Genomic DNA, 12,718 nt, shown 5'->3' with positions numbered 1-12,718 from the left:
GAGGAACGTGGATATTATTGTTACGATTGCTGAAGGTTTTATGAATTTGTTTAAAACTGGCGCAGAAACATTTATTTCGTGGATGCAAAGCATTGTTCCGCTTGTGTTGCTATTGATGGTTTGTATGAATACATTCATTCAGCTTATTGGAGAAAAGCGGGTCAATAAACTTGCGATGGCATCTTCTAAAAACCCGTTGTTAAGATATTTAGTCTTGCCGCTTGTCGGTTCATTTATGCTAGGGAATCCAATGGCGTTGTCATTAGGACGTTTTTTGCCGGAAAGATATAAACCGAGCTATTTCGCTTCAGGTGCATATTTTTGCCATACCAGCAACGGTTTATTTCCACATATAAACCCAGGGGAATTATTTATTTGGCTCGGTATTGCCTCTGGAATTGAGAAACTAGGTTTGAGCACTGCAGAATTGGCTGTCCGTTATTTCCTTGTCGGTCTCGTGATGAACTTCTTCGCAGGCTGGATTACAGATTTTACAACAAGAATAGTAGAAAAACAGCAAAATATTAAATTGAAAACAGAAGTAACGTTACATCATCGTTAGAAAAGGAGGAGGAATGGGAAATGGCTAAATATCGGTCGATAAAAATTGTGAAGGGCAGCGGCGGTTTTGGCGGACCGCTCATCATTACACCGACGGAAAAAAGAAATAAAATTGTTTATATTACCGGAGGAGCAAAGCCTGAAATTGTAGACAAAATTGCTGAACTGACAGGTGCCGAGCCGGTCAACGGTTTTAAAACATCAGTACCGGATGAAGAGATTGCGCTTGCAATTATTGATTGCGGCGGTACATTACGCTGCGGCATCTATCCGCAAAAACGCATTCCAACTGTCAATATTATGCCAACAGGAAAAAGCGGACCGTTGGCCCAATATATTACGGAAGATATTTACGTTTCAGATGTGGGGTTGGATCAAATTCAGCCCGTTGAAGAGAGTGCTAGACAGGCGGCTCCGGCTGAAGAAAAAATCCCGGAAGAAAAACCTGAAAGAGAGTTTAAATATAGCAGTGATAAAAAGATTTCTGAAACAATGGCAGCAAGCTCCAATAAAAACTTACTAACGAAAATTGGACTTGGCGCAGGAAAAGTCATTAGCACGTTCTATCAAGCAGGACGTGAAGCAGTGCAAACAATGATTAACACGATTATTCCGTTCATGGCTTTTGTATCATTGCTGATTGGAATTATTCAAGGTTCAGGAATCGGAAACGTATTTGCCAAGATCATGTCGCCGCTGGCTGGCGATATATGGGGATTGCTCTTAATCGGGTTTATCTGTTCATTGCCATTTTTATCCCCTTTGCTTGGACCTGGAGCAGTAATCGCTCAGATTATCGGGACGCTGATTGGAGTGGAAATTGGCAAAGGGAATATCCCGCCAAACTTGGCGCTGCCAGCATTGTTTGCCATCAATACGCAAAACGCCTGTGACTTTATACCTGTAGGTTTAGGACTTGCAGAAGCAGAACCTGAAACAGTAGAGGTCGGTGTACCGTCCGTCCTTTATTCAAGATTCTTAATCGGGGTTCCAAGGGTGTTTGTCGCTTGGCTGGCAAGCTTCGGACTTTATGATTCGTAAATTTGTAATTATAACATCATGAGTTTTGCAAAAATCTGACATATGGGAGGGAAGGCACAACCGTAACAGGTTTGTGCCGACTTTATGACAATCATTTATAAGAATAAAATAAAAGGAATCGGAACAATGGCCGATCATTTTTTGAAAGAGAAAATGATTATTTTATTTGGTAATGAAGCTCCGCAGGATCTGAAAGATTTTTGTTATGTCATTGATGTCGTAAAGGCGGAAGGAGTCATTCAAGCTGGACAGAAGCTTTATATTAATAATGAAAAATTTGAAATCACGGCTGTCGGCGATGCTGTGCAAAGAAACTTAACAACATTGGGGCATATTACTTTGCGCTTTGACGGATCGACAACACCGGAACTGCCGGGCACTTTGTACTTGGAAAATAAAGATATCCCTGAAATTGGATTGAATACCGAAATAAAGATTGCGAGTGAATAAAAATTTGGATATTTTCCATTCATCTTTGGCTATTCATCCGACTTTTTTCAATAGAAGGGAAAAATGAGGCTGAATAGATTCAGTGAATGAATCATATACATAAAAGATTTTTTGCAGCTTCAATGGATAAATGGATAAACTGTGAAAGATTTAAGTGAAACAAGTAAATAAGACAGCAAACCGGGCACCCATTTTTTCGCCCGGTTTTTTTTGCTTTTTAATCCTTTCTCTTAACAGCAGTTTGCTTGCCGGCAATAATTTATGATCACTACGCCTTGACAACATTGAAAATAAGAAAAAGTCACGCAAGTTGTCCGGAATCATTTTCTATATGGAAGATTTGAGGTACAATTAAATTGGCAGAATTAGTAAGAAAAATTCCAAATCTTCTTTGGTTAGATGGGATTTGTTCACTGTCCATTCAAGCCAACTCAAAGATTATGATGATCTGCAGGCGGGAGCTTAAGATAAAGGAAAGATTGGACAAAAAGTCCAGCTGGCACTAGTGGTTGAATACTTATAAGTATGGAACGGTTGAAGGAGAACTTTTGCCTGCTTACTTTATCACTTTAACACAAGAAATGGATGAAGGAATTAGTGAGTGTATCTAATTACAACTTAATTGCGAGCGCCGGAAAATAATCAATACTTGTGAAGGCTCGAGTTATTTAGGAAATTTATATTTTCAAAAATTAATGGATTCCGCCGAGAGCTCCCAAATTTTTATAGTAAAGGAGGACTAAGGCAGCCATTCTAAAAAATCAATGCTTCAAATTGAAAAAATAGGCGGGCATTCACCTTCTTTTTGATTCAGGAAAAAAGTTTCCAAATTTGTAACTGAGAGCAATTTTTTTGCGTGATAATATTTTTATATTATAATAATTATAACTTAATAATAGATAAAGAGGTGTTTCCCATGTCTATTTATCAATTTGAAGTAGAAAAAGCAAACGGCGAAAAAGTTTCTTTAGCAGAATTTAAAGGAAAAGTGCTCTTAGTGGTGAACACCGCTAGTAAATGTCGATTTACATACCAGTTTGAAGAATTGCAAAAGCTATATAAAAAATTTCATGATCAAGGTTTTGAAATACTAGGATTTCCATGCAACCAGTTTGATCAACAGGAGCCGGGAACAAGCGATGAAGCAGCTTCTTTTTGCCAATTAAATTATGGCGTCACATTCCCGATGTTTGCAAAAATCGACGTGAACGGAAAAAACGCTCATCCATTATTCGAATATTTGAAAAATGAGGCGCCGTTCCGCGGATTTGATGAATCGAATACGGCAGAAAAGCTATTAAAAATCAAACTAACAAATGAATACCCTGAATGGCTGGTTGGCAACGATATTAAATGGAATTTTACAAAATATTTAATTGATGAAAACGGTCAAGTCGTGAATAGATATGAACCATGGGACGAACCGATTGATTTTGAGCAAGATATTCAGAAATTATTGAAAAACTAACTTCCGGTTGAATCGTTTTTTCATTCGACCGGATTTATTTTATGTATAAGAATGCTAGCAAGAAGCTGCTAGTTCTTTTGCCTGTTTCGGACCTAGATCAACATGTAAAAAAGAATTTATGAATTTTAATGTTCAAGCAGATTTCCCTTTTCCATTGAAAATAAGGAAGAGGGTTATTTATTTCTCAGTAAAGAGCTTTGGTATTTAATATGAAGCGCGTCAATTTACAGTACCTTATCGGCCGGTTGGCGATGGGGATTTTTGATGTAAAATTAGCGTGAAATCAGCGGCCGTACTACCGGATCTATATTTGTTATTGCCTTACATGTTACAAATGGAAAATAAATTGGCAGCCTCTCTTTTACAAACCTTTTTAAAAAAACATATAATATGTTTATACAGTTCTAAATTTTCCAAAGGGTATGGCAAAAATGGGGATTTGGTTAAAGTAAGCGTCTGCACTGCAAGGACTGAAACAAATCACATAACTCTTTTTTTCGCTTTGTATCAAATTTTAAAGTCGGGGGTTTTAAGCGGTTTATTTGGTTCGTCAAAACAAAGGGGGAGTAAAAATATGGAGCTTCGCAAGCAAAATTATGAAATCATCCCGATTATCGTCGATGTTCCGTCTAATTTAAGAACGATCAACTTTTTTTTAGTGAAAGCAAAAGAATCCCTTGCTTTAATAGATGCTGGTTTGGATCATGAGGCTTGTTGGAATGCATTGTTGGAAACGCTGCAAAAAAACGGGTTGGCTTTGCATGACTTAACCGAAATCATTTTAACTCACAACCATATAGATCATGTCGGATTAGTGAATCGAATCATTGCGGATCACCCCATTCAAGTTTATGCCCACAAAAATGCGATCCCGCGCTTAAAGAGAGACCGCCAATTTCTTGAGATGAGGGTGGAGTTTTTTTCTAAATTATATGAGGAAATGGGATGTCATGAAGCAGGGAGAAAGCAGGTCGATTATTTAAAAGAATCGATTGTGAAAAACAGAAAACTTGCTATCCAAGCGGAGATCATTCCAGTCGAGAGCAGCCATTTGGATTTTCAAATTGTCGAGGTGCCCGGACATGCTCCGGATCAAATTGCGCTGTATGATCCAAAGCATCGTTGGATGATTTCAGGTGATTTGCTGATTCAGCATATATCCAGCAACGCACTTGTCGAACCCGATTCTTTTGGACGGCGGATGCCGACTTTACTCCAGCATAAACATTCTTTAGAGAAAGTTTCGGATTTGCCTCTTGATCTCGTATTTCCGGGACACGGTGTATTCATTCAAGACCCGAAAGATTTAATAAATAAAAGATTAAAAGGGATTGAGAAAAAAGCGGAAAAAATTATGAATCTCATTTTAAACGGGGTAACAACCGCGAGCGGTCTAGCCCAAGCCTATTATGGAAATAAGTATTCGGAGCAGTTTTCGCTTGTGATGTCTGAAATTATAGGACATCTAGATTATTTAGAATTCAACGGAAAAATTAGAAAGGAGATGGAAAAAGGAGTTTGGCATTATTCCATTAATAAAGAATAATAGAAGGTTTTTGATTGGCTGTTGACGATGAAAATTTTTTCTTGTATTTCGCAAGCTGCAAAAGTAACAAAGTTTCATTGTTTGCAAGCATGATACTAATTATTGAGGTATGAGGAATGATGGGAAGAAAAAGGAGAAAAGATGCACCTTTAATTAAAAATATTGCAGAGCACAAGGAGTGGCAGAAAAAAGATCGTACTCGGACATCTCTTACTCTTTTGCAGAATCAGGAAAAAATCCGCCAAAACACGAAGTTTTATTATGATCCAGAAAAAGATAAAAAAGATATAGAGCATTATTACAAAAATGTCATCGGAAAAGAAATCAAGGGGCTGAACCTATTTTACCATTATCATAATCTAGTGAAAAAAACACATAAAAATCAGCTGCCGTATTTTATATGCAAAGATCATTATTTGTATACGTGGGTCGATTTGCAGCCGGATGGAACAGTGAAAAGCATCTATTCTGGCGAAAAAAGCGATCCTAGCCGAATCATACAAGAAGATTTCGAAATAATTCAAAAAAGATATGAGCAATTTCAAGCTCTTTTAGAAATAGTCAGCAAAAAGGACATTTCTTTATTGAAAAAGATGAAAAGCATTGACTTGCGTTTAAAATATAATACAGAACATATTGTTCCGCAGTCTTGGTTTCATGCACGGGAACCGATGAAAAGCGATTTGCATCATTTATTTGTTTGTCATCCGGAGTGCAATGTCAAACGATCCAATTATCCTTTTCATGATTTTTCTTTTTATCAGCCGGAATCGCCAAAAGAAAAAATCCGCAATCGCTGCGGAGTTGTTAAAGACGGCCGATTCGAACCGGAACATGGCAAAGGTACTGTTGCGAGAGCAATGATGTATTTTTTATTGCGATACCCGAATGAAATAAAAAAAAGCAGCCTTAAACAAATTAATCTTTCTTTACTGATTCACTGGCATGAATCGTTTCCCGTTTCCATCTATGAAAAGCATCGGAACCAATCGATTTATTATATACAGGGAAACCGCAATCCTTTTATAGACTTTCAAGAGTTAGCGTATAAAATAAAGTTTCCGTTTCATATTGGATCATGTGGCGTCAAGGAATCGTGAAATCATAGACTATAGGAGCATACTTAGAGCACCTCGTTTTGCAAAATAATCACAAGAAGAGCCGTTCTTTCGAAATACCGATTGTAAAGCTCCTGATTTTTCCTGCTTAACTCTGAGCTAAAATTTCAAGATGCTCTTTCCATACAAGATGACGGTCAATGGCAGCTTGCGGTCAGAAGCATTTCGGATTTTGTTTGTCTCTGTTTATTTGCAACCTGCTGATCCGTAATGGTTGCTGGTCGGCGATTTATAATGAAGAACAGACGAATGTTCGTTCGTTTGAAAAATTGGCTATATTTCTGTCATTCAGAACTCCCTAGTTTCGAGAAAAACAAGGGAGTTTTTGTTGCATATGCTTATAATGATTGACTTTTTCCCTTAGGCAACGCTTCACTATCTGCTTGCTCTTGTTTGTTCGTAACTAAAGTACGATCATTGATATTATATTTGAAATACGTTACTTTTGATTTTGTCACATCATAAGTGTGAACACCAGAATTCGGACCGAAAGAACAAAGACACATGGTTAATTCCCCCTTGTAAATGCATGAACGGCTTCGCGCTGAATTTCTGATAATCTTCTGCTGAGCTCATCTGATTCACTGCTTCGAAGATTTTGTTCTAATTGCTTTAACAAGTTCATTATTTGATCAACAGATTGTTGATCATGACCACTTCCATTCTTCGGATTACTAATGTTATTGGCATTGTTCATATCTCGGAGCACTTTATAAGGCTCGCGGTTTAACAGAAGACTAGTCACATCAGGTCGTGAATAATGTCCGATGGCATCGTGCCAATGTGCCATATCAGCAATTAATTTCATATCAACTTCAGCGTACAAAATACCTTCCTTTCCTTTTAAAGGACCGGATAATATGGAACCACCGGGTGCGATAATCGCCGTCCAGCCCCCTCCAGGCTTTATCCACTCTTTTTGATATTCAGTCTGTGTTAACTTTTCCACATTGTCCTTGTCGACTGTACTTTGACAATTGATAACAAAACATCCGCCTACTTGAGCATGATAACGCGCAGATAGTTCAGTAGACATATCAAATAATGTATCCCAACCCGTTATACTTGAAAATCCTACCCATACGGCACAATGCAGCTGGGAGCGTTGTGCGATAAGGGAATGACGTACCAAATCCATAGTATGCTCCCAGCAGACCAGCCCGCTCATTCGTCCCAGCTCTGTGTCATAAACATTTAGATAACTTCCATCTCCCATGCCCCAATGAACACGCTCAACATGAGTCGGCATCAATTTCCTGTGTTTGCCAAAAATTTTCCCTTTATTATCAATAAATAAAATTGTGTTATAGCATGTTTTGCCATCTCGCTCTGAAATACCAATAACGACATGTATATTATGTTTTCGTGCAGCTTCACATAAAGCATCAGTTGTTTTACTAGGTACTTCTACAGAATTGAGAAACCATTCCTTAAATAGTTCATGATACCACATTGGTGTTCCTAACCAGATGTGATACGGATAGCCAGGAATATAAGACTCAGGCAATACAACTAATTGAGCCCCTTGTTTCGCGGATTCTTCAATTAACGAAATAGCTTTTTCCAAGCATTTTTCCCTGTCATATAAAATCGAAGAGGCTTGTACGGCAGCAACCGTGAATTTCTCATTTGAAAAATCGCTCATCAGCTAATCCCACCCCATAGAATTTTTAATTATAAGAATAATTAGAATATACAGTAAATTTCATTTGAGTTCAATAAAAAAATGACGTTTTTTATACGAATGAATAATAAGAATTTGTATTATGATTTCATACATCTTTCCTTAATTTATGATAAAATATGGATTTTTTATAATTATATTTTAAAATTTAGATAAAATTTTAAATATTTTTCATTATGTTTCTTTTATGAAATTATAAATAACATTATGTAATTGTGTTAGTATATTAGCTGATTCCTAACAAGACGGTTAAGAAGAGCTCGTACATCCAAGGACATTCGATTTTACAGTAAGTGTCAAACGAATCCCGTCTTATCTTTTCCGGATGGACAGTTTTTTCGTCGCTGTTGATTACAAGCGACTGGGTAAGATCTTTGACCTTGTACTTCTTTATATTCTAAATCCTTGTTGGGAAGTCTATAGATAAATTAAATAAGTAATTGGATTTAAATCCATTTACTTGATGCAGCATCCATTTCGGACTGCCTTAATGCCTGAAAATGAGACTTATCAGAAGGAGGATGTCATTCGTTCAGAAGGTGTCCTTAATATTTGATAATAACGAGAACAGATCAGTTCATCCCAAAATTGTAAAGCGAAAATTCAAAAAAAGGAATGAAAGCGTAATCAATTTTAGGAAAAGTGGCCTAAAATTGTGCTTAGAAAGGAGGTACAAATGCTACTAGACATTCGAAGCAATTGTCTTTTGAAAGAAGTAATCAAAAATCCAAACATTAGTAGCAATGAACTTGCTCAAAAATTCAACTTGAGCAAGAGACAGATCAATTATAGTTTTTCCAAGATCAATGATTGGCTTTATGAACAAAATTTCCCTCAGATTGAAAGGACAAATCACGGCTATTTTGTTGTAGATCCGAGTTTACTAAAAGTATTGAGTGAAAAGGAAAATACTCAATCAGTCGATTTTTATGATTTATCGAAACTGCAGCGCGTCCATTTCATTATATTGATGATTTTAACGAGAATGGATGCCTTATCGTTGGCTCATTTCACATCTGAACTAAAAGTGAGCAAGAATACCGTTATTGACGATTTGAAAAAAGTAAAGGATATTGTCGAACAACACGGCCTTGAATACAAGTATTCAAGAAAATATGGATACGTCATTGAGGGAGACGAATTTCAATGCCGGAAACTGTTAATCTCTATCACGAACAGCATCTGGACAGCAGATCAAGGAAAAGAAAAGATCATTCAGATTTCGCAATTATCTGTAGATGAGTTAGAGGAATTTAAAAATCGCCTCGAAAAAGTGGAGGCATCGTTAAATCTGAAATTTACAGACGAAAAACTTGAGTTAATGCCTTATATTTTAATTTTTATTTTAAGAAGAATACGGAAAGGCCATCATATCGGTTCTTTTAACCTTAATTATAATGAGATTTCCGGCACAAAAGAATACTTGGCAACGGAAGAACTTTTGCATGATTTTCCAAATGTTTCAGAGGAAGAACGGCTCTTTATTACTCTGAATTTGCTGACAACGAATGTTTATTGGTCTAAAGAGGAGATTGATAAAGAAATTCCTGAATTAAAAAGCGCGCTAAGTCAAGTGATCGACAACTTTGAAAAAAATACGTTCATTTTTTTGAAGGATAAAGAGCAGCTTCTTCAAAAGCTCGTCCTTCATATGAAGCCCGCCTATTTTCGAATTAAATACAATTTAACTGATACAAATGATGTTCTTGATGATATCAATAAAAATTTCAAGGAATTGCATCATCTTGTTAAAAAATCGGTTAAACCGCTGGAAGATTTAATCGGTTCAGCTATTCCGGAAAGTGAGATTGCTTATTTAACAATTTTAATCGGCGGGTGGCTTTCCAGGCAGGGCGACAATATTAGCCAAAGAATGAAAGCCATAGTTGTCTGCCCAAAAGGAATATCAGTTTCCAGATTGATGTATGGGACGCTAAGAGAACTGTTTCCTGAATTTATTTTTCTTGATTCATTGTCTGTGCGCGAATTCCAACAATATGAAATGGATTATGACATTGTCTTTTCTCCAGTTTATTTGAAAACAAATAAAAAGTTCTTCCTTGTAGATCATTTTATTGGTGCTGAAGAAAAAAGACGATTGCGAAAAGAAGTGATGTCTGACTTATATGGGTTTGTACCTGAAGTAATAAATGTTGAAGAATTAATGGGAATTATTGAAAAGCATGCTGTCATTAAAAATAAAAAAGAGCTTTACAATGCGATTCAAAGCTATATTCACCAAGGCTCTAACAACAAGTTAGAAAATCATTCTATTAAAAATCCGAATTTATGCGATTTAATTACTCCTTCAACGATAATATTCCGCCATTCGGTTCGTAGTTGGGAAGAAGCGATTAAACTGGCGGCCCAGCCTTTGCTGAAGGATAAAAGCATTAAAGAACAATATGTTGAAGCAATGATCAAACATTGCCAATCAGATCCTTATTTTGTCATCAGTGAACATGTAGCTATTCCACATGCTTCACCTGATGAAGGAGTAAATCGTTTATCGATGAGCTTATTGAAATTGCGAAAAGGAGTAGCCTTTGAAAACTATCAGTCCATTAAGTTAATCATTGTGATTGCAGCTTTAGATAAAGATCAACATTTAAAAGCATTCATGCAATTAATGAATTTAGTGAGAAATGAACAGGATTTGAATAAAGTATTGAACGCACAAAGCATGAAAGACTTACATGAAGTTCTGAAATTATATGCACAAGAATAAAAGCTCTTTTATTAATGGAGTAGGTGATATACCAGTGATTGATTTGCATTTTGATGAATCTTTGATTTTTTGCGACTTAAAAGCGAAGGATCAGGAAGAAGTTTTGAAAGTAATGGGAAACCATCTTTACGAAAAAAACTTTGTAAAAGAGAGTTTTATAGATGCAATTATTGAGAGGGAAAAAACCTTTCCGACCGGTCTCCCAACTTCCAGTAATATATCTGTCGCCATTCCCCATACGGATTCCGTTCATGTCAATAAAAAGGCGATCAGCTTGGCGATACTAAAAGACGCTGTTGAGTTTGGAATCATGGGGGAGCAGGAGGCAAAAACTCCGGTAAAAATTGTGTTTTTATTAGCGATCGACAAGCAAAATTCTCATTTGAAAATTTTGCAAAAACTGATAAGCATCTTTCAAAACGAGGATGTCATCAAGTTTTTAACAACAGAAAAAAATAAAACATTAATCAAAACAAAAATTATAGAATGTTTAGATTTAAAGGAGATGAATTGAAATGAAGAAAAAACAAGTATTAGTCGCATGTGGTGCTGGAATTGCTACTTCAACTATTGTTAATGATGCGGTGCAACAGCTTTGCAAAGAACATAACATTGAATGTGAAATTATTCAAATAAAAATTACAGAAGTTGGTTCTTATGTGGACACGGCTGACTTATTAATTAGTACAACAATTGTACAGCAGGAGTACCCGTTCCCGGTTATTAATGCACGCGCTTTCTTAACAGGCATTGGACTGGATGAAGTGAAAAAAGAAATTTTGGAAGCGCTGAAAAATTAAACAAACGTTTGATTATTTTGGTAGGGGTTTAAGGAGGGGAAAAATATGCAAGGTTTTGTTGATGCGATACGAGCATTTTTAGATTTAGGTGCAACAGTTATTTTGCCCGTGGCGATTTTTATACTAGGGTTAATTTTCGGACAAAAACCCGGAAAAGCCTTTCGGGCCGGTTTGACGATTGGTGTTGCATTCGTAGGGATTTTCTTAGTAGTTGATCTTTTAGTCAATAATCTAGGGCCGGCAGCTCAAGGAATGGTTGATCGATTTGGAATCGAACTGAATGTTATTGATGTAGGTTGGCCGGCTGCTGCATCGATTTCTTGGGCCTCCCCAATTGCAGCCTTTATCATTCCTCTCGGATTGTTAGTAAATGTTTTGATGCTTGTGACAAAAACGACAAAAACAATGAATGTAGATATTTGGAATTTTTGGCATTACACTTTTACCGGTGCAATTGTATATACGTTATCAGGCAGTATTATTCAAGGCTTAATTGCCGCGGTATTATTCCAAATTGCTTGCTTGAAAATTGCAGATTGGACAGCTCCGATGCTTGATAAATATTTCGGGCTTCCGGGAATTTCTGTTGCAACGGGAAGCACGGTTTCATACGCAGTTCTTGGTATCCCATTGATCCAATTGATTCAAAAAATACCAGGTCTTAAAAATTTAAATGCTGATCCGGAAACGATTCAAAAAAGATTTGGGATCTTTGGTGAACCGATCTTTATGGGGCTAATTTTAGGTGTCGCATTAGGATTATTGGCTGGATATTCTGTCGGAGATACGATCGAAATCGGGATGTCTATGGCAGCAGTTATGGTGTTAATGCCGAGAATGGTGAAAATTTTAATGGAAGGTTTAATGCCGATTTCTGAATCAGCTAGAGAACTGCTTCAAAAGAAATTCGGCGCACAAAATATTTATATCGGGCTAGATGCTGCCGTTGCAATTGGTCACCCGTCCGTAATTTCAACAGCTCTTATTTTAGTACCGATCACAGTAGCAATCGCCATTATTTTACCTGGAAATAACGTTCTTCCGTTTGGGGACTTAGCTACCATTCCTTTCATTGTTGCATTTATTGTCGGTGCTGCAAGAGGAAACATTGTTCATTCGGTAATCGTTGGTACGTTGTTAATCGCCCTGTCACTGTACATGGCGACAGATTTGGCGGCGCTCCATACTGAGATGGCTGTAGAATCTAAATTTAACATGCCTGAAGGAGCGAGCAAAATCTCTAGTATCGACCAAGGTGGAAATCTGATCAATTACGTCATCTATAGAATTTTTGCGCTATTCAATTAATAGTCTCCAATATT

The 12,718-nt window shown here is 36.9% G+C and carries 12 protein-coding genes; 10 read left to right on the top strand and 2 right to left on the bottom strand.

The window, feature by feature from the left end:
• The first annotated feature begins 7 nt into the window (after positions 1–7).
• The 6 genes from NSU19_RS17970 (at position 8) to NSU19_RS17945 (ending at position 6,166) form a co-directional block, all read left to right on the top strand.
• Positions 8–562: a PTS glucitol/sorbitol transporter subunit IIC gene (locus NSU19_RS17970; protein ID WP_339197793.1), complete on the top strand. Its 555-nt coding sequence runs from the start codon at positions 8–10 to the stop codon at positions 560–562.
• Between the two features lie 20 nt (positions 563–582).
• Complete coding sequence (locus tag NSU19_RS17965) at positions 583–1,602, top strand: glucitol/sorbitol-specific PTS transporter subunit IIBC (protein WP_339197790.1); 1,020 nt, start codon at positions 583–585, stop codon at positions 1,600–1,602.
• Between the two features lie 84 nt (positions 1,603–1,686).
• Positions 1,687–2,052: a PTS glucitol/sorbitol transporter subunit IIA gene (locus NSU19_RS17960; protein ID WP_117017161.1), complete on the top strand. Its 366-nt coding sequence runs from the start codon at positions 1,687–1,689 to the stop codon at positions 2,050–2,052.
• 916 nt (positions 2,053–2,968) lie between these two features.
• Positions 2,969–3,520: a glutathione peroxidase gene (locus NSU19_RS17955; RefSeq protein WP_339197787.1), complete on the top strand. Its 552-nt coding sequence runs from the start codon at positions 2,969–2,971 to the stop codon at positions 3,518–3,520.
• A 574-nt stretch (positions 3,521–4,094) separates the two neighbouring features.
• Positions 4,095–5,066, top strand: coding sequence for an MBL fold metallo-hydrolase (locus NSU19_RS17950; protein ID WP_063388871.1), 972 nt, complete (start codon positions 4,095–4,097; stop codon positions 5,064–5,066).
• A gap of 116 nt (positions 5,067–5,182) precedes the next feature.
• Positions 5,183–6,166, top strand: coding sequence for an endonuclease (locus NSU19_RS17945; protein WP_327856623.1), 984 nt, complete (start codon positions 5,183–5,185; stop codon positions 6,164–6,166).
• Positions 6,167–6,522: 356 nt separating this feature from the next.
• Here NSU19_RS17945 and NSU19_RS17940 read toward each other — a convergent pair whose 3' ends face one another.
• Positions 6,523–6,690, bottom strand: a complete 168-nt coding sequence (locus tag NSU19_RS17940) for a hypothetical protein (protein WP_157727840.1) — start codon at positions 6,688–6,690, stop codon at positions 6,523–6,525.
• Positions 6,691–6,692: 2 nt separating this feature from the next.
• Positions 6,693–7,829: a carbon-nitrogen hydrolase family protein gene (locus NSU19_RS17935; RefSeq protein ID WP_094244334.1), complete on the bottom strand. Its 1,137-nt coding sequence runs from the start codon at positions 7,827–7,829 to the stop codon at positions 6,693–6,695.
• A gap of 715 nt (positions 7,830–8,544) precedes the next feature.
• On the opposite strand from NSU19_RS17935, the gene NSU19_RS17930 reads away from it, so the two are divergent.
• From NSU19_RS17930 to NSU19_RS17915, 4 genes are read left to right on the top strand one after another with little or no spacing between them, the layout of a single operon-like run.
• Positions 8,545–10,596: a BglG family transcription antiterminator gene (locus NSU19_RS17930; RefSeq protein ID WP_339197781.1), complete on the top strand. Its 2,052-nt coding sequence runs from the start codon at positions 8,545–8,547 to the stop codon at positions 10,594–10,596.
• A 34-nt stretch (positions 10,597–10,630) separates the two neighbouring features.
• Entirely contained in the window at positions 10,631–11,110 is a 480-nt protein-coding gene (locus tag NSU19_RS17925) for a PTS sugar transporter subunit IIA (protein WP_082829602.1), read from the top strand.
• A gap of 1 nt (position 11,111) precedes the next feature.
• Positions 11,112–11,396 carry a PTS sugar transporter subunit IIB gene (locus tag NSU19_RS17920; protein ID WP_063388867.1) on the top strand — a complete coding sequence of 95 codons (285 nt, stop codon included), beginning with the start codon at positions 11,112–11,114 and terminating at the stop codon, positions 11,394–11,396.
• A 45-nt stretch (positions 11,397–11,441) separates the two neighbouring features.
• Positions 11,442–12,704, top strand: a complete 1,263-nt coding sequence (locus tag NSU19_RS17915) for a PTS galactitol transporter subunit IIC (RefSeq protein ID WP_063388866.1) — start codon at positions 11,442–11,444, stop codon at positions 12,702–12,704.
• The last annotated feature ends 14 nt before the right edge of the window (positions 12,705–12,718 follow it).

Origin of the sequence: Aeribacillus sp. FSL k6-2211, assembly GCF_037966125.1 — a bacterium.
GTDB lineage: Bacteria > Bacillota > Bacilli > Bacillales > Aeribacillaceae > Aeribacillus > Aeribacillus composti.
Note: the sequence above shows the minus strand (reverse complement) of the source record. Positions and strands in the feature narration are given on the sequence as shown.